Origin of the sequence: Burkholderia pyrrocinia, from assembly GCF_001028665.1 — a bacterium.
In the GTDB taxonomy this organism is placed as follows: Bacteria; Pseudomonadota; Gammaproteobacteria; order Burkholderiales; family Burkholderiaceae; genus Burkholderia; species Burkholderia pyrrocinia.
In genome coordinates, this window is the sequence record NZ_CP011504.1 from 189,479 (window position 1) to 211,233 (window position 21,755).

Sequence of the window (21,755 nt, forward strand, 5' to 3'; positions counted from 1 at the left end):
GTCGCTCACAGTTGCGATTCGATCGGAAACAACCCGAGAAACCAGACTTCCATCCGGCGCGCAGCCGAAACTTCCGGTTCGTGGTCGAGCTCGGTGACCGTCCCGTCCGAATCGGTCTGAACCCACTTGAGCTGCCCTTTCCCCGCCGGATCGGTCCTCGGCTCGACACGCCACGCGATCCGATCGAGTCGGGATTCCAGATCGTTTGCAACCTGCGACGCAATCGCCGGACTCTCGCAGTAAACGCCGATCTCCGTATTGAGGTTCAGCGAGCGCGGGTCGAGGTTCATCGACCCGATGAAAATGCTCTTGTGGTCGAACACGTAGGTCTTCGCATGCAGCGACGCTCGCGACGATCCGATGATGACCTGCTTCGAAATACTCTTGTCGCCCGACGGCCGCCGTTCGTAAAGCCGGACGCCGGCCGCCACGAGATCGCTTCGGTAGCCACGGTAGCCGGCATGCACGGCCGCCACGTCGGTCGACGCGAGCGAATTGGTCAGCACCGTCACGCGCACGCCGCGCGCCGAGAGCGCGCGCAGCCGCTCGACGACGGCCTTGCCCGGCACGAAGTACGGCGACACGATCAGCAGGTCATGTTCGGGCTGCAATGCGAGCGCGCGCAACTGCGGCATCAGGTGCCCGTCGCGGTTGTTCGGCGAATGCGCGATCTTCGACGGGTCGTCGTACAGCACCGTCGCGCGCCCCCACGACAATTCCGTGCCCTGCCCATGAACGATCCGGTCGAGCCGTTGCCTCGCTTCGAGCACATACGGATTGTCCTCCATCGCCCTCAGGTAGTCGCGTAACCGCTCGCGCTCGCGGTCCAGCCCACCCGGCGCCGCTTCGTGCCCCACCAGTGCGTCGATCGGATACGCATACGGGGAATTCCAGAACGTATCGAATTCCGTCGAGATGTCCTTCACGACCGGACCGTGGACGACGACATCGAGATCGCCGAACTCCAGCATCGACGATGCGCCGAAGTATTCGTCGCCGATATTGCGGCCGCCGACGATCGCCGCCTGGTTGTCCGCGATCATCGCCTTGTTGTGCATGCGCCGGTTGACGCGCGAGAACTCGAACACCGTGCCGATCTTCTTGAACGTGCGCGTAGCAACCGGATTGAACAGCCGGATCTCGATGTTCGGATGCGAGCTGATCTCGAGCAGCTTGCGGTCGTCGGCGTTCGTGCCGAGATCGTCGAGCAGCGCGCGGACGCGCACGCCGCGATCGGCCGCGCGAATGATCGCGTCGGCCAGTTCATGCCCGGTCAGGTCGTCGTGCCAGATGTAGTACTGAAGATCCAGCGACCGGTCCGCGCGATCGGCAAGCAGCACGCGCGCATCCAGCGCATCGACCGGATCGGTCAGCAGATGAAACGCGTCAAGCCCCGGATGCATGCCGGCCTGCTGTCGAAACGCGACGCCCAGCCGCGTGTTTTCCGTGTCGGCGAACGCATGCGTCGGCGCGCGGTCGGCCTGCGGCGGCAGGCTCGCGCACGCAACGAGCGCCAGCAACGAAAGAATCGCACCCCACGAACGCAGCATGATCATGATGATCGTCGCCACTCCCCGGCGAAGTATGTTTATTCTGGCCGCCGGATGGATCGCGGGGCTCGACGGCTGACCGGGCGCCCGACAGGCATCGCGCGCGGACCGTGCCGCGCCACAGCATACTTCGATTGCCATCGGGACGGCATCCTCTCCGTGTTTTCCCGGTGACGGTGTTCTGAAGACGCGCGACATGCCGCTGCTGCTTGCGGCGGAAACGCTCGCACCGACATTCAGGGTGGAAATCGATGCGAGCACACACAGTGCCCGCCGTCGAGCGCGGCCATGGCCTATCTCGGGATCGGCTTTCCGCTCGGATCTCGGTCCGAGCCGAAACAGATAGCGTATCGGCAAGCCTCTTCCCTCGACGGCCCCCGACGCACGCCGTCCGTGAAGCATGCGAACGCGTCCTTCGACCTCAGGTTGAGCGCATTCGAATGTCCTGTCGGTCGGCTGGCGTACACGCGCACCAGGCCGCCGACGCCGTGTTCGCCGTAACGGACGCCCGCAGGCAGCGCGATGCTCAAGTTGCCGAAGCCGGCGCGTACGACGCCCCGGACGGCGCGCAATCGGATGAAAACCAAGCGTTCGGGACCGAACAGACATGCGGCGCGAATAGCCGCATTGGTGAGAGGCGAGCCGGCCCTGTCAGTCAGACCAACACTGCCGCTACACGTCGACTCCCCGCCGAATCCTCAAGGAGATCCCTCATGAAAACATCCGCGTCCTTAATGCTTGCGTTCCTTCTAAGCGCCACGTTAGTCGGAATCACCCCGGTTGCAGCCGACGACAACCTTCCTCCGATGCAGCACACCGATCAGGTTACCTATATGTCGGGCGGCATCGGGCTCGATCAATCGGTCGCCATCAAGGGGGCCATGCGCGACTACGCGCTCGTGCTCACCTTCGTCCGCCGGGCCCGAAGCGGGAACGAATACTTGTCCGACGTACTGATGACCATCACGGACATGAAAGGCAATACGGTCCTGGAGACGCCGTCTGACGGCCCGTTCATGCTGGCCAATCTGAAGAACGGTCGTTATGCGATCAACGCCAGCTACAACGGCCAATCCGAGCAATACATCGTGGAAGTTTCGGCATCCCGGCACGCGCGCCATACGTTCATCTGGTTCATGTAGACATGAGCCCCCGCCCCTCTGCGCACGGGAATGTTCCAGTCGATTCGGTATTCTGATCCGCGTCGATCCAACAGACCGATGTCCGATCCGGCGCACACTCTGTACGCTTTCGTACCGCGTCGGCCGCCCGTTGCCGGTACCGTGTAAGCATGCCGGAATCCGTCACGACGAAACGCCAGACTGTGGCACCACGCGCATAAACGGGATCGGTACGAATCGCTCGGCATCCACGGGCGAGCGACTGGACGCCACCGCACGGCACGCGGTTCAGCCGGATCATCGACATGCCGCGCATCGATCTGACGAGAACATCATGCTACGAAGCATCAAGGAATTACACGGAAGCGCGGTCCGCGCGAAGGACGGCGACATCGGACACGTCATTCAAGCCTACTTCGACGACGACAACTGGTGCATCCGCTACCTCGTCGTCGAGACGGGCGACTGGCTGCACGAGAGGCTGGTGCTCATCTCGCCCTATTCCGTCAAACACACCGACTCCCGATCCAGCACGCTGCATGTCGACCTGACGCGCCATCAGGTAGCAGACAGTCCGGATCTGGACACACACAAGCCGGTATCCCGCCAACACGAGATCGAATACCTGCGTTACTACCATTACCCGCCCTACTGGGGTGGCCCGAACCTGTGGGGCATGGACGCATACCCTGCGTTCAATTCTGCCGCGCTGTCGCAAGATCTCGAGGCTGGCAATCCGCTGCCCACCCGCGCAACGCCGGCCGACGCGCCGGCAGATACGCCGACGGATACGCATCTCCGCGGCACCGGCAAGGTCAAGGGTTATCGGCTCGAAGCCACGGCCGGACGCATCGGCCGCGTGTCCGACTTCATCTACGACGATGAAGCCTGGGTGATCCGCTACCTCGCAATCCGTACGCGGAACTGGTGGTTGACCAACAAGGAAGTCCTGATCGCGACGCACTGGCTCGACCGGGTGGACTGGGCCACGGAAACGGTATCGACCGCGCTCAACCGCGACTCGATTCGCCAGAGCCCCGAATACGACGATTCGCAGCCCGTCTATCGAAGCGACGAGATTGTGCTGCACCAGTTCTACGGCAAGCACGGCTACTGGTTGAATGCCGAATCGTCCACGGCCCGCAGTACGCTTTGATGCTGCGGCGTCGGACTGCGTGAAACCCTGCAACCTTCACGCTCGTCCGTCCTGAATGCCTTGTCGGTTCGTACCGGAGAAGTTCCATGTCCGCTTTCATGCCCGTGATCTCGGCCACGCAATTCATCGAACTGGTCAATCAGCGCCTGCCCTCGCATCACGTATTCAAGGCCGGGATGCGCGTGTTTCTCGTGAGGCCGGCATCCGCCGACGCCGATGCGACCGAATTCGACTATTCACCGAGGACGCGCCGGACGAGCGGCGTGGTCATCCATGTCGTCGATCATGTGAAATCCCAATTCCTGGTCGAGCCGGACCTGAGGCTGGCCGGCTCCGGGTAGCGCCGTGCGATGCGCCCGCAGCGTCGACACGCTGCTGGACGCAACCCCATCCTCCTGGCTGCCGACAGACTCCCCTGCACGCCCCGAGAAACAAAAAACCCGCGAAGCCTTGCGGCTATCGCGGGTTGGCGGCATTCCATGGAACACCATGGAAGCGAATGTGGTGGGCCCGGCGGGGTTCGAACCCGCGACCAATCGATTATGAGTCGACTGCTCTAACCGCTGAGCTACAAGCCCTGATGAGATACGAAGCGTGCTACACGCAGCCCCGGCAACGAAGCCGGGCCGGCATTGTAACAACAAAGGAGACAAACGCCACCGGCATCACGCAGATGCCGGCGGCGTTCGCAGGAGAGACGCTGGAAATCAGTTCCCTTCGAGGAACGACTTCAGCTTGTCGGAACGGCTCGGGTGACGCAGCTTGCGCAGCGCCTTGGCCTCGATCTGACGGATCCGCTCGCGCGTGACGTCGAACTGCTTGCCGACTTCCTCGAGCGTGTGGTCCGTGCTCATCTCGATACCGAAACGCATCCGCAGCACCTTCGCCTCGCGCGGCGTCAGCGAATCGAGCACGTCCTTCACGACGTCGCGCATGCTCGCATGCAGCGCGGCATCCGCCGGCGCGACCGTGTTGTTGTCCTCGATGAAGTCGCCGAGATGGGAATCGTCGTCGTCACCGATCGGCGTTTCCATCGAGATCGGCTCCTTCGCGATCTTCATGATCTTGCGGATCTTGTCTTCCGGCATCTCCATCTTCTCGGCGAGCGTTGCCGGATCCGGCTCGAGACCGGTTTCCTGCAGGATCTGCCGCGAGATGCGGTTCATCTTGTTGATCGTCTCGATCATGTGAACCGGAATACGGATCGTGCGCGCCTGGTCGGCGATCGAGCGCGTGATGGCCTGACGGATCCACCACGTCGCATAGGTCGAGAACTTGTAGCCGCGACGGTATTCGAACTTGTCCACCGCCTTCATCAGGCCGATGTTGCCTTCCTGGATCAGGTCGAGGAATTGCAGGCCGCGGTTCGTGTACTTCTTCGCGATCGAGATCACGAGACGCAGGTTCGCCTCGGTCATTTCGCGCTTCGCCTGGCGCGCCTTCAGTTCGCCGGCCGCCATCTGGCGGTTGGTTTCCTTCAGGTCCTTCAGCGGCAGCACGACGCGCGCCTGCAGGTCGAGCAGGCGCTGCTGCTGTTCGCGGATCGCCGGAACGTTACGCGACAGCACCGCGCTGTACGAATGGCCTTCGGCCATGATCTTCTCGGACCAGTCGAGGTCGGTTTCGCTGCCCGGGAAGCGCGCGATGAATTCCGAACGCGGCATGCCGCACTTGTCGACGACGATGTGCAGGATCTGACGTTCGACCTGACGCACTTCGTCCACCTGCGCACGCAGCGTGTCGCACAGGCGTTCGACGGTACGCGCGGTGAAGCGGATCGTCATCAGTTCGGTCTGGATCGTTTCCTGCGCCTTCAGGTAGGCCTTCGACTTGTAGCCTTCCTTTTCGAATGCGCGGCGCATCTTGTCGAACCACTCGCTGATCTGCGAGAACTTGTCGAGCGAGGCACGCTTGAGGGCTTCGAGCTGGGCGGCGTTGGCCGATGCCTGCGCGGCACCGTCATCCTCCTCCTCTTCCTCTTCTTCCTCTTCCTCCTCGGCTTCCTCGTCCTCGTTCTCGATGGCTTCCGCTTCCTTCGCGGAGAAGCCGTCCGTATCGGCGGAGTCCGAAGCATTCGGATCGAGCAGGCCGTCGACGAGCTCGTCGACGCGGATCTCTTCGTTCGCGACGCGCTCGGCCATCGCGAGGATGTCGGCGATCGTCGTCGGGCACGCGGAAATCGCCATCACCATGTGGCGCAGGCCGTCCTCGATCCGCTTCGCGATCTCGATTTCGCCTTCGCGCGTGAGCAGCTCGACCGTGCCCATCTCGCGCATGTACATCCGGACCGGATCGGTCGTGCGGCCGAATTCCGAATCGACGGTGGACAGCGCGACTTCCGCTTCCTCTTCGACTTCATCGTCCGACGACGCGGCCGGCGCGTTGTCGTTCAGGAGCAGCGTTTCCGCGTCCGGCGCCTGCTCGTAGACCGCCACGCCCATGTCGTTGAACGTGCCGATGATGCCTTCGAGGGCTTCGGTCTCGGTGAAGTTGTCCGGCAGGTGGTCGTTGATTTCGGCGTACGTCAGGAAGCCGCGCTCCTTGCCGAGCTTGATCAGCGCGCGCAGCTTCACGCGGCGCTCTTCGAGCTCCTCGGCCGTGCCCGGCGTGCTCGTCGCGAACGCTTCCTTCAGCAGCGCCTTTTCCTTGGCGCGACGATCGCGCACCTTGGATTTGCCCGGGGCAGCCGCGGCTGCGGGCTGCTCGTCGCTCTGATTTGCGTCGTCGTCGACGGATACTTCGTTCAGCTTTTTGGTCATGGAGTTCGCCGTACCGGCTATATCGACTCGCGGCTGCTGGACGACAGCCGGTTGAACCGTGGGTGCATGAGTAGTACGTACTGCCGTTTCGTCCGCGGCGGCAGTCGTGTCCCTTGCGCTTTTCGCACTTGCCCGCTTCGCCGCCGGCTTGGCCGGCCCGGAGTCGGGTCTGGCGGCAGCCCGTGTTCTGGCTGCCGGTGCCGGCGCAGCCTGAGCGGTGCCGGCCGCGGTTTTCTTTCCCGCAGGGGCTGACGATGCTGAAGACGTTGTTCTGGTGGAAGAAGCAGACTTGGCCGCTGTGACCTTCTTGGTCGGCTCCGTCGAGCCCTTGCCTGTTGCTTTCTTTCCGCCTGTCGTCTTTGCCATCGCGATTCTCGCCTCTGCTTGGAAAACAAACCGCTGGAAACCTTATATTATAGCACGCTGGGGAGCCCTCTCTAAGCGCCCCGGCCGCCTACAGCCCGAGCCGACGCTTCATGTCGGTTCGCTGCTGGTTCAATTCCGTCAATTCAGCCAGTTCCTCGGGTGTGAAGGTGGATTGCCGCGCCAGCCGATCGAGCCGGTCGCAGCAAGCGTCGTAGCGCATCTTGAGCACCGCCGCCTGCAGCTCCTCCCCCGCGATCCGCTCCTGTTCACGCTGCCGCTCGGGCACCGTCTCGTCTTCCGGATTCTGTAACAGCAAATCGCGGACGTTTTCATCATAGTCCAGAATTTCGCGGAAGATTTCCTCGTAAGTCGCCCCGTTCGAGGACGTCCGCAGGACATCCGACAGCAGCCGGAACTCCGCGCCGTCGCCCAGCGCACGTGCATGGTCGACGACCTCGGCGAACAGTTCGCCAATGCGCGGCAACGCGCGCAGCGTCGCAATTTGTTCATCGTCGAGCTGCGACGCGATGCGCGGATGCATCACCAGCGTGCGCAACGCGCGCTTTTCGCTGTCCGTCACGCGGCGCCGCTCGCTGCGCGCAGGCGCCTGGCGCGGCGGCGCCGCGATCCGCGTATCGACGTCGGACAGCCCCGCGACCTCTTCGAACGGGATGTCGAGGCGGTCCGCGAACATGTGCATGATCTGCGCGCGCAACGCGTTCGCGGGCAGCGCCTGCAGCAGCGGCTTCGCATCGAACAGCGCCTTCGCGCGGCCTTCCGGCTGATCGAGCGCCTTGTCGGCAATTGCTTCGTTCAGCAGAAATTGCGACAGCGGCATCGCGCGCTCGACCTGCTCGGAGAACGCATCCGCGCCGAACTCGCGCACATAGCTGTCCGGATCGTGCTCGGCCGGCAGAAAAAGGAACCGGATCGTGCGGTTGTCCGCCGCATGCGGCAGGCATGCCTCGAGCGCGCGCCGGGCCGCACGCCGCCCGGCCGAGTCGCCGTCGAAACTGAAAATAACTGTGTCGGTCTGGCGCAGCAGCTTCTGCACGTGGATCGGCGTGCACGCGGTGCCGAGCGTCGCGACCGCATTCGGAAAACCGAGCTGCGCGAGCGCGACGACGTCCATGTAGCCTTCGACGACCAGCACGTACTTGCGCTCGCGAATCGCGAGCCGCGCCTCGAACAGCCCGTACAGCTCACTGCCCTTGTTGAACAGCGGCGTTTCGGGCGAGTTCAGGTACTTCGGCTCGCCGCTGCCGAGCACGCGGCCGCCGAAGCCGATCACCTGCCCCTTCACGTTGCGGATCGGGAACATGATCCGCTCGCGGAACCGGTCGTAGCGGCGCGCGACGCCCTGCGCATCGGTTTTCTCGCTGACGATCACGAGCCCGGACTCTACGAGCGACTCGTCGCGATAGTCCGGGAACGCGGTTTCGAGGTTCTGCCAGCCGTCCGGCGCATAACCGAGCCCGAAACGCGCGGCGATCTCGCCGGTCAGGCCCCGGTTCTTCAGGTACTGGATCGCGACGGTCGCCCCGCGCAACTGCTTGCGGTAGTAGTCGCACGCGGCGGTCATCGCATCGGACAGCGCGGTCGCGACGGATTTCGACACGGGCGCCGGATAATCGCCGCCTCCGCCACCACCGCCGCCGCGCATCGACGGTTCGTGTGGCACGGTCAGCCCGACGGACTGCGCGAGTTCCTGCACGGCTTCCGGGAACGTGAGCCCCGCATGCTCCATCAGGAAGCCGATCGCCGTGCCGTGCGCGCCGCAGCCGAAGCAATGATAGAACTGCTTGGTCGGGCTGACGGTAAACGACGGGCTCTTCTCGTTATGGAACGGGCACAGCCCCATGAAGTTGGCGCCGCCCTTCTTGAGCTGCACGTACCGACCCACCACGTCGACGATATCGACGCGGTTCAGCAAGTCCTGCAGGAACGAATGCGGAATCACCGTGGGATCGAGCGAAAAAAGACAATACGACGCCCGGCGCACGCAACGCCGCGCGCGCCGGGAACGGGTTTACTTCGTGAGCGCGGCCTTGACCTGCGCGGAAACGGCCGTCATGTCGGCACGGCCGGCGAGCTTGCCCTTCAGCACGCCCATCACCTTGCCCATGTCCTGCGGGCCGGCTGCGCCGGTTTGCGCGACCGCCGCCTGGACTTCGGCCGCCACTTCGGCGTCCGACAGTTGCGCAGGCATGTAGCCGCCCAGCACGGTCAGCTCGGCCTGCTCCTTCGCGACGAGGTCGTCGCGGCCGGCGGCCTGGAACTGGCTGATCGAATCCTTGCGCTGCTTGATCATCTTGTCGATCACGGCCGTGATGCCCGCGTCGTCGAGCGTGACCCGATCATCGACCTCGCGCTGCTTGATCGCAGCCATCAGCAGGCGAATCGTCGACAGGCGCTCGCTGTCCTTCGCGCGCATCGCGGCCTTCATGTCTTCGCTGATCTGCTCTTTCAAACTCATCTTTCACCCGGGATGGAAACGTGAATCCGACGCCCGCGAACGGGCGTCAACACAAAAACCCGCTTGGGACAGTGTCTCAAGCGGGTTGCTCGAATCCGGCATCGGCGACTCGCCGCCTGATCAGCTGTGCGATCGTACCCGATCGCACGGAGTCGCCGGTGCGCCGCTCAGCGAACCGCGCGGCGCCCAATCGTTCAGTACAGCTTCTTCGGCAGCGTCTGGCTGCGGATACGCTTGTAATGACGCTTCACCGCAGCCGCCTTCTTGCGCTTGCGCTCCGCGGTCGGCTTCTCGTAAAACTCGCGCGCACGAAGTTCGGTCAACAGACCGTTCTTCTCGATCGTGCGCTTGAAGCGACGCATTGCAACTTCGAACGGCTCGTTCTCTTTAACGCGAATGATCGTCATGATCCGACACGAATAAAGGTTTGCAGGGAAAGACTACCGAGTATAGCAGAGCGATTGTTCAAAGGCACGGGGACTGGTCCCGCTAAACCGGGCTTGCCGGGAACCTCACGCGCCGCGCGAATACTCGGCCGCGGCCTGCCCGGCGGCCGTGCCGGACGCCCATGCCCACTGGAAGTTGTAGCCGCCGAGCCAGCCCGTCACGTCCACCGCCTCGCCGATGAAGAACAGCCCCGGCACGCGCGCGCTCATCATCGTCGCCGACGACAGCTCCCGCGTATCGACCCCGCCTTTCGTCACCTCGGCCTTCTTGTAGCCCTCGGTGCCGTTCGGCGTCAGCGTCCAGCCGGCGAGCGCGTCGCCGATCTGGCGCAGCGTCTTGTCGGGCAGGTCCGCGAGCCGCGCGTCGGCCGCGACGCGATGCGTGTCGAGCCATGCGTGCGCGAGGCGCGACGGCACCCAGTCCGCGAGCAGCGAACCGATCTGGCGCTTCGACGTGCGTTTCGCGTCGAGCAGGTCGGCCACCGTGTCGCGCTGCGGCAGCAGGTCGACGCGGATCGGGTCGCCGGGCTGCCAGTAGCTCGAGATCTGCAGGATGCCGGGCCCCGACAGGCCGCGATGGGTCAGCAGCAGGTCCTCGACGAATTCGCCGCCGCGCTTCTTGTCGCCGGTCGACACGCGCACTTCGAGCGACACGCCGGACAACGCCGCGAACGGCTCCCAGTCGTGCGGCGCGAACGTGAGCGGCACGAGCGCGGGCCGCGTATCGATGAGCTTGTGGCCGAACTGCTTCGCGAGCCGGTAGCCGAAGTCGGTCGCGCCGATCTTCGGGATCGACAGGCCGCCGGTCGCCACGATCAGTGCACGCGCACCGATCGACCCGGCCTGCTGCGTGTCGAGCGTGAAGCCGTCGGCCGGTGCGTGGCGCACCGCGTCGACGACGACGGGCCGACGCCACGCGATGCCGCCCGCGTCGCACTCGTGCTTCAGCACGTCGATGACCGCGTCGCTGCCGTGGTCGCAAAAAAGCTGACCCTTGTGCTTTTCGTGCCAGGTCACATGATGGCGCTTGAGCAGCCCGAGGAAGTCGCGCGGCGTATAGCGCGCCAGCGCCGAGCGCGCGAAATGCGGATTCGCCGACAGGTAGTTGTCGGGGCCGGCATACAGGTTCGTGAAGTTGCAGCGGCCGCCGCCCGAGATGCGGATTTTCTCGGCGAGCCGCGGTGCGTGATCGATCAGCACGACGCGGCGGCCGAGCTGCCCGGCGACCGCGGCGCTCATCATCCCGGCGGCGCCCGCGCCGATCACGGCGATGTCATAAGTTTCCATGGCGCGGATTGTACCTGCCCGGCATCGGGCCCGGGCCGCCGGCAGCGGCGGCTGTCCCTCGCCTGCTATACTTTGCGGTTACGTTGACCTTCCTGCGGCGCGTCCGATACGGCGCGCCCCGCCCGTACCCATGCTCGTTCTCGGCATCGAAAGCTCCTGCGACGAAACCGGCCTCGCGCTCTACGACACGCAGCGCGGCCTGCTCGCGCACGCGCTCCATTCGCAGATCGCGATGCACCGCGACTACGGCGGCGTCGTGCCCGAGCTCGCGTCGCGCGACCACATCCGCCGCGCGCTGCCGCTGCTCGAGGAAGTGATGGCGCAAAGCGGCACGCACCGCGACGACATCGACGCGATCGCGTTCACGCAAGGCCCCGGCCTCGCCGGCGCGCTGCTGGTCGGCGCGAGCATCGCGAATGCGCTCGCGCTCGCCTGGAACAAGCCGACCGTCGGCATCCATCACCTCGAAGGCCACCTGCTGTCGCCGCTGCTCGTCGCCGAGCCGCCGCCGTTCCCGTTCGTCGCGCTGCTGGTTTCCGGCGGCCACACGCAACTGATGCGCGTGACCGACGTCGGCGTGTACGAGACGCTCGGCGAAACACTCGACGACGCGGCCGGCGAAGCGTTCGACAAGACGGCGAAACTGATCGGCCTCGGCTATCCGGGCGGCCCTGAAGTGTCGAAGCTCGCCGAAACGGGCACGCCGGGCGCGGTCGTGCTGCCGCGTCCGATGCTGCATTCGGGCGACCTCGACTTCAGCTTCAGCGGCCTGAAGACGGCCGTGCTCACGCAGATGAAGAAGTTCGAAGCGGCGAAGCTGACGGGCGAAGCGCTCGAACGCGCGAAAGCCGACCTCGCGCGCGGTTTCGTCGACGCGGCCGTCGACGTGCTCGTCGCGAAGTCGCTCGCCGCGCTGAAGAAGACGAAACTCAAGCGCCTCGTGGTCGCCGGCGGCGTCGGCGCGAACCGCCAGTTGCGCGAGGCACTGTCGGCCGCCGCGGCCAAGCGCGGCTTCGACGTGCATTACCCCGATCTTGCGCTGTGTACCGACAACGGCGCGATGATCGCGCTCGCGGGCGCGCTGCGGCTCGGCCGCTGGCCCGAGCAGGCGAATGCCGACTACGCATTCACGGTGAAGCCGCGCTGGGATCTCGCGTCGCTCGCCCGCTGAGCCGCGCAACGCGACGCCGCACGCACCGGCAGACGCAAAAAAGGCCGCTCAAACGAGCGGCCTTTTTCATCGGCGCGGCAAAACGACGCAGCGTTATGCAGCCTGCCGCTTGTCGCGCTCGATCAGCGCATACGCGCTGTGATTGTGGATCGACTCGAAGTTCTCGGCTTCGAGCACGTATGCGATCACGCGCTCGTCCGCATCGAGACGCTGTGCGACGTCGCGCACGAGATCCTCGACAAACTTCGGGTTCTCGTACGCACGCTCGGTGACGAACTTCTCGTCCGGACGCTTCAGCAGCCCCCACAGCTCGCACGACGCCTCTTCCTCCGCGATGCGGATCAGCGCCTCGACCGGAAGGTCGCCCGCAAGCTCGGCATCGATCGTCACGTGCGAGCGCTGGTTGTGCGCGCCGTACTGCGAGATCTTCTTCGAGCACGGGCACAGGCTCGTCACCGGCACGAGCACCTTCAGGAACAGGCGCGTGTCGCCGTTGCGGCTTTCGCCCGCGAGCGTCACTTCATAGTCGAGCAGGCTCTGCACGCCGGACACCGGCGCCGTCTTGTTCACGAAGTACGGGAACGTCACTTCGATGCGGCCCGCCTCGGCTTCGAGCTTCTCGAGCATCGACGCGAGCATCGTGCGGAAGCGCTCGACCGTCAGCGGCGCGCGGTTCTCTTCGAGCAGCGCGACGAAGCGCGACATGTGCGTGCCCTTCTGGTCGGCCGGCAGGCGGACGTCGAGGTTCCAGACACCGACGCTCGGCTGCACGTCGCCGCTTTCGGTACGCACCGTCAACGGATGCCGGACCGCCTTCACGCCCACGCGCTGAATCGGAATCTGACGGGTATCCACCGTGCTCTGCACGTCGGGCATCACGAAGGCGGGATTCATCTGGTTCATCTTGTTCAATCCTTGTAAGCCGCGCGTTCGACGACGCGCACGCCGCGTCATGCGGCAGCCGGAAAAGCAACATGGGCCCGCAGGCCCATGTTTTCCGCATCAATGAAGACCGGTTGCGCCAGTCGCACCGACACCGCCCGCGGGCGGCGCCAGCTTATGCGACGCGCTTCGCCTGACCGGCGACGTCGGCCGCCGGGTTCAGGAAGCGTTCGCGAATCGATTTCGCGATGCCCGCGCCGTCGAGGCCGCATTGCGACAACAGCTTTGCGTGGTCGCCGTGATCGACGAACTGGTCAGGGAGGCCCAATTGTAGTACGGGTCGGATAACCCCACTCTCCATCAGGGCTTCCACGCAGGCCGAGCCCGCGCCGCCCATCACGCAGCCTTCCTCGATCGTGACGAGGTAGTCGTGCGTCTCGGCGAGTTCGCGCACGAGCGCGGCATCGACCGGCTTCACGAAGCGCATGTTCGCGACGGTTGCATCGAGTTCCTCGGCCGCGGCGAGCGACGGAGCGACCATCGTGCCGAACGCGAGGATCGCGACACGCTTGCCTTCCGGCTGCGCCGTGCGGCGACGCACTTCACCCTTGCCGAGCGGGATCTCGGTGAATTCCTTCACTGTCGGCACGCCCGTGCCCGCGCCGCGCGGATAGCGCACCGCGGTCGGGTTCGGCTGCTGCAGCGCGGTGTGCAGCATCTGGCGGCATTCGTTCTCGTCGGATGCGGCCATGACCGTCATGTTCGGGATGCAGCGCATGAACGCGAGATCGTACGCACCCGCGTGCGTCGCGCCGTCCGCGCCGACGAGGCCCGCGCGGTCGATCGCGAACACGACCGGCAGGTTCTGCAGCGCGACGTCGTGGATCAGTTGATCGTAAGCACGCTGCAGGAACGTCGAGTAGATAGCGACCACCGGCTTGAGCCCTTCGGTCGCGAGGCCGCCCGCGAACGTCACCGCGTGCTGCTCGGCGATGCCGACGTCGTAGTAGCGATCCTTGAAGCGCTTCTCGAACTCGACCATGCCCGAGCCTTCGCGCATCGCGGGCGTGACGCCGACGACGCGCGTATCGCGCTCGGCTTCATCGCACAGCCACTCGCCGAACACCTGCGTGTACGTCTTCTTCGCGGGCGTGGTCGACGGCTTGATGCCTTCGGCCGGATTGAACTTGCCCGGGCCGTGATAGAGCACGGGATCGGCTTCGGCGAGCTTGTAGCCCTGGCCTTTTTTCGTCACCACGTGCAGGAACTGCGGGCCGCGCAGTTCACGGATGTTCTGCAGCGTCGGGATCAGCGAATCGAGATCGTGACCGTCGATCGGGCCGATGTAGTTGAAGCCGAACTCCTCGAACAGCGTGGCCGGCACGACCATGCCCTTCGCGTGCTCCTCGAGCTTGCGCGCGAGTTCGAGCACCGGCGGCGCAACGCTCAGCACGCGCTCGACGCCCGCGCGCGCAGCCGCGTAGAAGCGGCCCGACATCAGGCGTGCAAGATGGCGATTCAGCGCGCCGACCGGCGGCGAGATCGACATGTCGTTGTCGTTCAGGATCACGAGCAGCTTCGCATCTTCCGACACGCCCGCGTTGTTCATCGCCTCGAACGCCATGCCGGCCGTCATCGCGCCGTCGCCGATCACGGCGATCGAGAAGCGGTCGTCACCGTTCAGCTGGCTGCCGATCGCCATGCCGAGCGCGGCCGAGATCGACGTGCTCGAGTGCGCGGTGCCGAACGTGTCGTATTCGGATTCGCTGCGGCGCGGGAAACCCGAGATGCCGTCGTACTGGCGCAGCGAATGCATCTGGTCGCGGCGGCCCGTCAGGATCTTGTGCGGGTAGGTCTGGTGGCCCACGTCCCAGACGATGCGATCGTTCGGCGTGTTGAACACGTAGTGCAACGCGATCGTCAGCTCGACCGTCCCGAGATTGGACGACAAATGGCCGCCCGTCTTCGACACGCTGTCGAGCACGAACGCGCGCAGTTCATCCGCGAGCGGTTGCAGTTGGCGACGATCGAGGCGGCGCAAATCCGCCGGGTCGTCGATGGTTTTCAGCAAGTCGTACATCGTCGTTCCATTGTAGGAAATCAAACGCGCCCGCATTCTATTGCACGCACCGTAGCGTGTGCGCGGCGGCGGGCTTTCGCGTCAGCTGACCCGGTTTACCACCAGGTCGGCAAGTTCGGCGAGACGCTGTGCGCGTGCGCCGAACGGTTTCAGCGCGTCGTGCGCTTCGGCGCGCAATTGCGCGGCGAGCTCGCGCGACGCCTCGAGGCCGAGGATCGATACGTAGGTCGGCTTGTCGTTCGCCGCGTCCTTGCCGGCCGTCTTGCCGAGCGTCGCCGAATCGGTCGTGACGTCGAGAATATCGTCGACGACCTGGAAGGCCAGACCGACAGCCCCCGCGTAGACATCGAGCGCGGCCATCGTGTCCGCGGACGGCGTCTCGCCGGCCAGTGCGCCCATCCGCACGGCCGCGCGCAGCAGTGCGCCCGTCTTCATCCGGTGCATCGTCTCGAGTTGCTCGCGCGTCAGCTTGAGGCCGACGCTCGCCAGGTCGATCGCCTGCCCGCCGGCCATGCCGACCGAGCCGCTGGCGAGCGCAAGCTCGCGCACGAGCGCCGCCTGCTGCACCGGCGTCAGCGCGATGGCGTCGGTCAGTGCGACGAACGCCTGCGACTGCAGCGCATCGCCGACCAGCAGCGCCGTCGGCTCGTCGTACTGCACGTGCACGGTCGGCTTGCCGCGGCGCAGCGCGTCGTCGTCCATGCACGGCATGTCGTCGTGCACGAGCGAGTAGACGTGGATCATCTCCAGCGCCGCCGCCGCCGCATTGCGCGCCGCTTCCGTCGCGCCGGTCAGCTCGCCTGCTGCATGGCACAGCAGCGGGCGAACGCGTTTGCCGCCGCCGAGGACCGCGTAGCGCATCGCCTCGTGGAGTTGCGCGGGCATCGCGGTTTCAGCGGGCAGATAGTGACCGAGTGCGTGCTCGACACGGTCAAGCACGGACCGCATCCATTGTTCGAATGTCATAGATCGTCGTCTTCGCCGTCCGTGGCGGCCGTTCCGGACGAAAGCGGCTTCAGCGTCGCGCCGTCGAGCACGCGAACCTGCTGCTCCACTTTCTCGAGCTGCTGTTGGCAAAACGCAACGAGGGTCGCACCGCGGCGGTACGCCGCCAGTGAATCCTCGAGGCTCAACGCGCCGCCTTCCATCCGGGCAACCAGCGTCTCGAGTTCCGCGAGCGCCATCTCATAATTGTCCGGCAACGGTTCTGTGCCGTTACCGGGCGGCGTGGCGCCTGGGGATGCGGTTTTCGCCATGGACAAGGGTGTCAAATTTCAAAACAAGTCGGACATTCTACGGCAAAAGAGAATTCTCCGATCTGCCGACTTGGGGCGCCTGGCACATATTCCGGCCCCATCTCCGACACACAGTGTGCGCCTCCCGATTGTCTCCGGACAAAAAATTGACACAAATCAGGCACTTATTCCTAGCCTTGCGAGGCGAACCGGGTATAATTCCCCGTTTCCCTAAATCGATTTTTCGATGGTTGGGTTGTTCACTGCTTTCACGCTAACACCGGGAGTGGGAATGTCCAATCTGAGCGATGCGCTTCAGTTGAAGTCGGCTCACAGCCAGCTTCCAGTCACTGCATATTTCGATGAGGCGCTACTCGAGCGCGAGATCGAAACCCTCTTCAAGAAAGGACCTCGTTACGTCGGGCACGAGTTGATGGTGCCCGAGGCGGGGGATTATTTTGCGCTGCCGTCCGAAAAGGAAGGCCGCGTGCTGGTCCGCAACCAGACGAACCAGATCGAACTGCTGTCGAACGTCTGCCGCCACCGGCAGGCGATCATGCTCAACGGGCGCGGCCACACGCAGAACATCGTGTGCCCGCTGCACCGCTGGACGTACGACCTGGAAGGCGAGCTGCTCGGCGCGCCGCACTTCCCCGAGAAGCCGTGCCTGAACCTCGGCAAGAGCCCGCTGCAGAACTGGCAGGGGCTGCTGTTCGAGACCGAAGGCCGGAATGTCGCGCGCGATCTCGCCCATCTCGGCACGAAACATCATTTCGACTTCTCCGAGTACCACTTCGATCACGTCGAAGTGCACGAGTGCGATTACAACTGGAAGACGTTCATCGAGGTCTACCTCGAGGATTATCACGTCGTCCCGTTCCACCCGGGCCTCGGCAGCTTCGTGTCGTGCGACGACCTGACGTGGGAGTTCGGCGACTGGTACAGCGTGCAGACGGTCGGCGTGCACAACGCACTCGCGAAACCGGGCAGCGCGACTTACCAGAAATGGCACGAGCAGGTGCTGAAGTTCCGCAACGGCGTGCCGCCGGAGTTCGGCGCGATCTGGATGGTCTACTACCCGGGCCTGATGATCGAGTGGTATCCGCACGTGCTCGTCGTGTCGTGGCTGATCCCGCGCGGCCCGCAGAAGACGACCAACATCGTCGAGTTCTATTACCCCGAGGAAATCGCGCTGTTCGAACGCGAATTCGTCGAGGCCGAGCGCGCCGCGTATATGGAAACAGCCGTCGAGGACGACGAAATCGCGATGCGGATGGACGCAGGCCGCCGTGCGCTGATGGCACGCGGCGAGTCGCAGGTCGGCCCGTACCAGAGCCCGATGGAAGACGGCATGCAGCACTTCCACGAGTTCCTGCGCCGCCACCTCGGCGATATCTGACGGCCGGTGCGGCGCTTTGACGCCGCACGGCATCCGGCAGACGAAAAGACGGGCTTCGGCCCGTCTTTTTTTGTTTAGACTTGGAGTGTCAGGCCATTCGCACTCCAGGGAGCTGTCATGCCACACACTCATTACACCACGCTCATCTCCGCCGCCAATCTCGCCGAGCGCCTGGCCGCGGCGCCCGGCAGCGTCGTGCTGTTCGACTGCCGCTTCGATCTCGTCGATCCCGGCGCGGGCGAAGCAGCCTATGCGGCCGGCCACATCCCCGGTGCGCAGTATCTTCATCTCGACCGCGACCTGTCGGGCCGCAAGACGGGCACCAACGGCCGCCATCCGCTGCCGACCCGCGATGCGCTCGCCACGCTGCTCGCGAGCCGCGGACTCAAGCAAGGCCAGCAGGTCGTCGCATACGATGCACAAGGCGGCGCGTATGCGGCACGTCTGTGGTGGCTGCTGCGCTGGCTCGGCCACGATTCGGTCGCCGTGCTCGACGGCGGCCTGCAGGCGTGGGAAGCGGCCGGCCAGCCGCTGGCGGCCGACGTACCGCAACCGGCCGCCGGCGATTTCCGCGCGGCAGCACCACTCGAATCGACGGTCGACGCGGCAGCCGTGCTCGCGAACGTGACGTCGCGCACGCGCGTCGTGATCGATGCTCGCGCACCGGACCGCTATCGCGGCGAAAACGAAACGATCGATCCCGTGGGCGGCCACATCCCCGGCGCGCGCAACCGGTTCTTCAAGGACAACCTGAACGCCGACGGCCGCTTCAAGACCGGCCATGAATTGCGCGAGACGTTTTCCGCACTGCTGGCGGGCACCGAACCGAACCTCGTGATCCTGCAGTGCGGCTCCGGCGTCACCGCCTGCCACAACGCGCTTGCGCTGGAGATCGCGGGGCTGCACGGCGCATCGCTGTATCCGGGCTCGTGGAGCGAATGGAGCGCCGATCCGTCGCGGCCGATCGCGACCGGCCCGAACCCGTAATCCGGCGCACGGCGCACCGGCGAAGCGAAGCGGCGGCCATTCGGCCGCCGCGTTCCGTTTACATCACGCCGTACTTGTGGAACCACGCGATCGCGCGCGTCCAGCCGTCTTCGGCATCACCCTTTACATAGCTCGGCCGGTAGTCGGCGAAGAACGCGTGGCCGGCATCCGGATACACGACGATCTCCGATTCGCGCGCGATCTTCGAATCGCTCGCCTGGATCGCCTTGCGCATGTCCGCGAGCGAGGCCTGCGTGATGTTCGTATCCTTCTCGCCGTACAGCCCGAGCACGGGCACCTTCAGCGACGCTGCATGATCGACCGGATTAAACGGCGTCATCTCGTCGGTCTTGCCCTCGACGAACCCGTACCATGCAACGGCCGCGCGCACGTGCGGATTATGCTCGGCATACAGCCACGCCTGGCGGCCGCCCCAGCAGAACCCCGTCACGCCGAGACGCGTCAGGTCGCCGCCGTTCTTGCCGGCCCATGCGACGGTCGCGTCGAGATCCTCGGTGACCTGCCGGTCCGGTACCTTGTTGACGATGTTGTCGACGAGCGCCTGGATCGTCGGATACTTCGACACGCTGCCCTGCCGCGCGAACAGGTCGGGCGCGATCGCGAGGTAGCCGAGCTTCGCGAAGCGGCGGCATACATCGGCGATATGCGCGTGCACGGCGAAGATCTCGTGAATCACGATGATGACCGGCAGGTTCGTCTTGCCGGCCGGCTGCGCGCGATAGGCCGGCACGCTCGCGTCGCCGGAGCGGATCTCGACGGTGTTGACGTCCAGCCCGGCGCTGTCGGTCGTGACCGTCTGCGCCGACACGGGCAGCACGGCCGCCGCGAAGGTGCCGCCCAGCGCGGCCTGCATGAACTTGCGACGCGAGAACGGGACGTGGGGAACCAGGCTGTCGACTTCGGGTTTCAACATGAATGCACTCCTCGATTGGGCGCCGCCGTCATGATCGTGGATGCGGCATGACGGGACATCACGCCGGCGCGCGGCGCGGATGTCGCGACGGTTGGCACTCCGCCGCAAACGGAAACCCGGACAAGATGCCCAATAATCCGTTGTCGCGTCAATTGTCAGATGTGTAAGACTCAATTACGAAGAATCGATCCGGCTGTGCCGGCCACGGTAGCGATGTGTGCCGTCGCCCCGCCAGATCATGGCGCGGGCCTGCATGGGTCGATCGCCGTTGCGCGACTGGAAGCTTGCGGATTGAAAAGGAAAACGCGCGAACGATCTCACTCGGCAAAAGCCTGCACGACCGCCCGGCTGCCCGGAAAAAAACAACGGGCGGAGAACGCGCACGACGTGCGCACTCCCCGCCCGCTACGCACGCAAACGCGCGGTCAGTGCAGCTTGACGCGCGGCAGCGTCGTGCGCCGCAGCCAGTGCGCGAACGTGTCGAGCATCATCCGCGGATAGCCGTGCAGCGCCGCGATGTGCAGCCGGTACAGCGACATGTACATGAAGCGCGCGAACAGCCCTTCGATCAGCATGTTGCCGCCGATCAGCCCGCCCATCAGGTTGCCGACCGCGCTGAAATGGCCGAGCGACACGAGCGAACCGAAATCGCGATACGTGAACTCGGGCAGCGGACGCCCGTCGAGCCGGCAGCCGATCGCCTTCAGCAGGAAGCTCGCCTGCTGGTGCGCGGCCTGCGCGCGCGGCGGCACGTTGCGTTCGTTGCCGGGCCACGCACATGCCGCGCAATCGCCGAGCGCGAACACGTTGTCGTCGGTGAAGGTCTGCAGCGTGCGGCGCACGTCGAGCTGGCCGAGCTTGTTGACCTGGAGACCATCGAGATGCGAGAGCACGGACGGCGCCTTGATGCCGGCCGCCCAGACCGTCAGGTCCGCGCGCACTGCCTTGCCGCTCGCGGTATGCACGAGCCCCGGCGCAACCTCGGTCACACGCTCGCCGAGCATCAGCCGTACGCCGAGCTTTTCGAGCAGTTCGGCCGTCGCCGACGACACGCGCTCCTGCAACGCCGGCAGAATCCGCGGCCCCGATTCGATCAGCACGATGCCGACGTCGTGGCGCGGGTCGAGCTTGTGCAGCCCATACACGGACAACACCTGCGCCGTGTTGCGCAGTTCTGCTGACAACTCGACACCCGTCGCGCCGCCGCCGACGATCACGACCTGGATGCGCGGCTCGGCCGCATCGCCCGGCGCGGTCGGCGCCGGCGCCTGGTGCTCGGCACGCATGCACGCGGCGATCAGCCGCTTGCGGAAGCGCTCGGCCTCGCCAACGGTATCGAGCGCGATCGCGTTTTCCGGCGCGCCCTGCACGCCGAAGAAGTGGGTCGTGCTGCCGATCGCGATCACGAGCGTGTCGTATTCCAGCTCGCGCGCCGGCAGCAGTTCCTCGCCGTCGCTGTCGTTGACGGGCGACAGCGTGACGCGCTTCGCCGCGCGGTCGAGCCCGGTCAGCTCGCCCTGCTGAAACTCAAAGCCGTGCCAGCGCGCCTGCGCCGCGTATTCGAGCTCCTGCGTGAACGGGTCCATGCTGCCGGCCGCGACCTCGTGCAGCAGCGGTTTCCAGATGTGTGTCGGATTGCGGTCGACGAGCGTGACAAGCGCACGCGCGGGACGATTGCCGCGCGCGCCGTAACGGTCGCCGAGCCGCGTCGCCAGTTCCAGGCCGCCCGCGCCTCCGCCTACGATGATGATCCGATGCATCCGATTCCCCCTTTGCGATTCGAAACTGCTGCCGCCAGGCGAAGCAAACGCGATGCATTCGCGCCACCCGGTGGATTAACCGGTTCGGACATCATCGATGTGCAGTTCGAAGCACTTCGATGCGTCCGATCCCGGAACGCGGGGCG

At 65.2% G+C, this 21,755-nt stretch carries 18 protein-coding genes and 1 tRNA gene; 6 read left to right on the forward strand and 13 right to left on the reverse strand.

Translation table 11 applies throughout. From position 1 onward, the window contains the following. Positions 1 to 5: 5 nt before the first annotated feature. The gene (locus ABD05_RS17190; protein ID WP_047903610.1) at positions 6 to 1,556 is read right to left on the reverse strand and encodes a phospholipase D family protein; all 1,551 of its coding nucleotides are present in this window, start codon (positions 1,554 to 1,556) and stop codon (positions 6 to 8) included. Positions 1,557 to 2,263: 707 nt separating this feature from the next. Here ABD05_RS17190 and ABD05_RS17195 point away from each other — a divergent pair. From ABD05_RS17195 to ABD05_RS17205, 3 genes are all read left to right on the forward strand, one after another. Further along, the gene (locus tag ABD05_RS17195) at positions 2,264 to 2,692 is read left to right on the forward strand and encodes a hypothetical protein (RefSeq protein WP_047903611.1); all 429 of its coding nucleotides are present in this window, start codon (positions 2,264 to 2,266) and stop codon (positions 2,690 to 2,692) included. A gap of 313 nt (positions 2,693 to 3,005) precedes the next feature. Continuing rightward, complete coding sequence (locus tag ABD05_RS17200; RefSeq protein ID WP_047901392.1) at positions 3,006 to 3,827, forward strand: PRC-barrel domain-containing protein; 822 nt, start codon at positions 3,006 to 3,008, stop codon at positions 3,825 to 3,827. Between the two features lie 86 nt (positions 3,828 to 3,913). Beyond that, positions 3,914 to 4,168 carry a hypothetical protein gene (locus tag ABD05_RS17205; RefSeq protein ID WP_047901393.1) on the forward strand — a complete coding sequence of 85 codons (255 nt, stop codon included), beginning with the start codon at positions 3,914 to 3,916 and terminating at the stop codon, positions 4,166 to 4,168. 161 nt (positions 4,169 to 4,329) lie between these two features. Here ABD05_RS17205 and ABD05_RS17210 read toward each other — a convergent pair. From ABD05_RS17210 to ABD05_RS17235, 6 genes are all read right to left on the reverse strand, one after another. Further along, a tRNA-Ile gene (locus ABD05_RS17210) sits at positions 4,330 to 4,405 on the reverse strand. 129 nt (positions 4,406 to 4,534) lie between these two features. Beyond that, a complete protein-coding gene (gene rpoD / locus ABD05_RS17215; RefSeq protein ID WP_082146142.1) occupies positions 4,535 to 6,952 on the reverse strand; it encodes an RNA polymerase sigma factor RpoD in 2,418 nt (805 codons plus the stop codon). Positions 6,953 to 7,040: 88 nt separating this feature from the next. Further along, complete coding sequence (dnaG, locus tag ABD05_RS17220) at positions 7,041 to 8,912, reverse strand: DNA primase (RefSeq protein ID WP_047901395.1); 1,872 nt, start codon at positions 8,910 to 8,912, stop codon at positions 7,041 to 7,043. A 69-nt stretch (positions 8,913 to 8,981) separates the two neighbouring features. Then, the gene (locus ABD05_RS17225) at positions 8,982 to 9,428 is read right to left on the reverse strand and encodes a GatB/YqeY domain-containing protein (protein ID WP_047901396.1); all 447 of its coding nucleotides are present in this window, start codon (positions 9,426 to 9,428) and stop codon (positions 8,982 to 8,984) included. Positions 9,429 to 9,622: 194 nt separating this feature from the next. Continuing rightward, positions 9,623 to 9,835, reverse strand: coding sequence for a 30S ribosomal protein S21 (gene rpsU, locus ABD05_RS17230; RefSeq protein ID WP_006479415.1), 213 nt, complete (start codon positions 9,833 to 9,835; stop codon positions 9,623 to 9,625). Positions 9,836 to 9,940: 105 nt separating this feature from the next. Then, a complete protein-coding gene (locus tag ABD05_RS17235) occupies positions 9,941 to 11,161 on the reverse strand; it encodes a BaiN/RdsA family NAD(P)/FAD-dependent oxidoreductase (protein WP_047901397.1) in 1,221 nt (406 codons plus the stop codon). 130 nt (positions 11,162 to 11,291) lie between these two features. Between ABD05_RS17235 and tsaD the strand changes: the two genes are divergently transcribed. Further along, positions 11,292 to 12,332 (forward strand): tRNA (adenosine(37)-N6)-threonylcarbamoyltransferase complex transferase subunit TsaD, encoded by a 1,041-nt coding sequence (gene tsaD, locus ABD05_RS17240; protein WP_047901398.1) that lies wholly within the window; start codon positions 11,292 to 11,294, stop codon positions 12,330 to 12,332. 93 nt (positions 12,333 to 12,425) lie between these two features. On the opposite strand, the gene folE2 is transcribed toward tsaD, so the two are convergent. From folE2 to ABD05_RS17260, 4 genes are all read right to left on the reverse strand, one after another. After that, positions 12,426 to 13,235, reverse strand: a complete 810-nt coding sequence (gene folE2, locus ABD05_RS17245) for a GTP cyclohydrolase FolE2 (protein ID WP_047903612.1) — start codon at positions 13,233 to 13,235, stop codon at positions 12,426 to 12,428. 154 nt (positions 13,236 to 13,389) lie between these two features. Further along, the gene (gene dxs, locus ABD05_RS17250; protein ID WP_047901399.1) at positions 13,390 to 15,294 is read right to left on the reverse strand and encodes a 1-deoxy-D-xylulose-5-phosphate synthase; all 1,905 of its coding nucleotides are present in this window, start codon (positions 15,292 to 15,294) and stop codon (positions 13,390 to 13,392) included. A gap of 81 nt (positions 15,295 to 15,375) precedes the next feature. Continuing rightward, positions 15,376 to 16,260, reverse strand: coding sequence for a polyprenyl synthetase family protein (locus ABD05_RS17255; protein WP_047901400.1), 885 nt, complete (start codon positions 16,258 to 16,260; stop codon positions 15,376 to 15,378). Continuing rightward, complete coding sequence (locus ABD05_RS17260; protein ID WP_006479428.1) at positions 16,257 to 16,550, reverse strand: exodeoxyribonuclease VII small subunit; 294 nt, start codon at positions 16,548 to 16,550, stop codon at positions 16,257 to 16,259. The genes ABD05_RS17255 and ABD05_RS17260 overlap by 4 nt, the downstream gene beginning before the upstream one ends. Before the next feature lie 271 nt (positions 16,551 to 16,821). Between ABD05_RS17260 and ABD05_RS17265 the strand changes: the two genes are divergently transcribed. Together ABD05_RS17265 and ABD05_RS17270 are read left to right on the forward strand one after the other, a co-directional pair. Beyond that, the gene (locus tag ABD05_RS17265) at positions 16,822 to 17,928 is read left to right on the forward strand and encodes an aromatic ring-hydroxylating oxygenase subunit alpha (RefSeq protein WP_047901401.1); all 1,107 of its coding nucleotides are present in this window, start codon (positions 16,822 to 16,824) and stop codon (positions 17,926 to 17,928) included. 117 nt (positions 17,929 to 18,045) lie between these two features. Next, positions 18,046 to 18,915 carry a sulfurtransferase gene (locus ABD05_RS17270; RefSeq protein ID WP_047901402.1) on the forward strand — a complete coding sequence of 290 codons (870 nt, stop codon included), beginning with the start codon at positions 18,046 to 18,048 and terminating at the stop codon, positions 18,913 to 18,915. A gap of 58 nt (positions 18,916 to 18,973) precedes the next feature. Here the strand turns inward: ABD05_RS17270 and ABD05_RS17275 are convergent, their stop codons facing one another. Then, positions 18,974 to 19,849, reverse strand: a complete 876-nt coding sequence (locus ABD05_RS17275; protein WP_047901403.1) for a dienelactone hydrolase family protein — start codon at positions 19,847 to 19,849, stop codon at positions 18,974 to 18,976. A gap of 425 nt (positions 19,850 to 20,274) precedes the next feature. Next, positions 20,275 to 21,609: an NAD(P)/FAD-dependent oxidoreductase gene (locus tag ABD05_RS17280; RefSeq protein ID WP_047901404.1), complete on the reverse strand. Its 1,335-nt coding sequence runs from the start codon at positions 21,607 to 21,609 to the stop codon at positions 20,275 to 20,277. Positions 21,610 to 21,755 lie beyond the last annotated feature (146 nt).

Bases quoted from the DNA above. Each gene is read 5' to 3' on its own strand.
- ABD05_RS17190 (WP_047903610.1), bottom strand. From the start codon at position 1,556: ATGATCATGCTGCGTTCGTGGGGTGCGATTCTTTCGTTGCTGGCGCTC.
- ABD05_RS17195 (WP_047903611.1), top strand. From the start codon at position 2,264: ATGAAAACATCCGCGTCCTTAATGCTTGCGTTCCTTCTAAGCGCCACG.
- ABD05_RS17200 (WP_047901392.1), top strand. From the start codon at position 3,006: ATGCTACGAAGCATCAAGGAATTACACGGAAGCGCGGTCCGCGCGAAG.
- ABD05_RS17205 (WP_047901393.1), top strand. From the start codon at position 3,914: ATGTCCGCTTTCATGCCCGTGATCTCGGCCACGCAATTCATCGAACTG.
- rpoD (WP_082146142.1), bottom strand. From the start codon at position 6,952: ATGGCAAAGACGACAGGCGGAAAGAAAGCAACAGGCAAGGGCTCGACG.
- ABD05_RS17225 (WP_047901396.1), bottom strand. From the start codon at position 9,428: ATGAGTTTGAAAGAGCAGATCAGCGAAGACATGAAGGCCGCGATGCGC.
- rpsU (WP_006479415.1), bottom strand. From the start codon at position 9,835: ATGACGATCATTCGCGTTAAAGAGAACGAGCCGTTCGAAGTTGCAATG.
- ABD05_RS17235 (WP_047901397.1), bottom strand. From the start codon at position 11,161: ATGGAAACTTATGACATCGCCGTGATCGGCGCGGGCGCCGCCGGGATG.
- tsaD (WP_047901398.1), top strand. From the start codon at position 11,292: ATGCTCGTTCTCGGCATCGAAAGCTCCTGCGACGAAACCGGCCTCGCG.
- folE2 (WP_047903612.1), bottom strand. From the start codon at position 13,235: ATGAACCAGATGAATCCCGCCTTCGTGATGCCCGACGTGCAGAGCACG.
- dxs (WP_047901399.1), bottom strand. From the start codon at position 15,294: ATGTACGACTTGCTGAAAACCATCGACGACCCGGCGGATTTGCGCCGC.
- ABD05_RS17255 (WP_047901400.1), bottom strand. From the start codon at position 16,260: ATGACATTCGAACAATGGATGCGGTCCGTGCTTGACCGTGTCGAGCAC.
- ABD05_RS17260 (WP_006479428.1), bottom strand. From the start codon at position 16,550: ATGGCGAAAACCGCATCCCCAGGCGCCACGCCGCCCGGTAACGGCACA.
- ABD05_RS17265 (WP_047901401.1), top strand. From the start codon at position 16,822: ATGTCCAATCTGAGCGATGCGCTTCAGTTGAAGTCGGCTCACAGCCAG.
- ABD05_RS17270 (WP_047901402.1), top strand. From the start codon at position 18,046: ATGCCACACACTCATTACACCACGCTCATCTCCGCCGCCAATCTCGCC.
- ABD05_RS17275 (WP_047901403.1), bottom strand. From the start codon at position 19,849: ATGTTGAAACCCGAAGTCGACAGCCTGGTTCCCCACGTCCCGTTCTCG.
- ABD05_RS17280 (WP_047901404.1), bottom strand. From the start codon at position 21,609: ATGCATCGGATCATCATCGTAGGCGGAGGCGCGGGCGGCCTGGAACTG.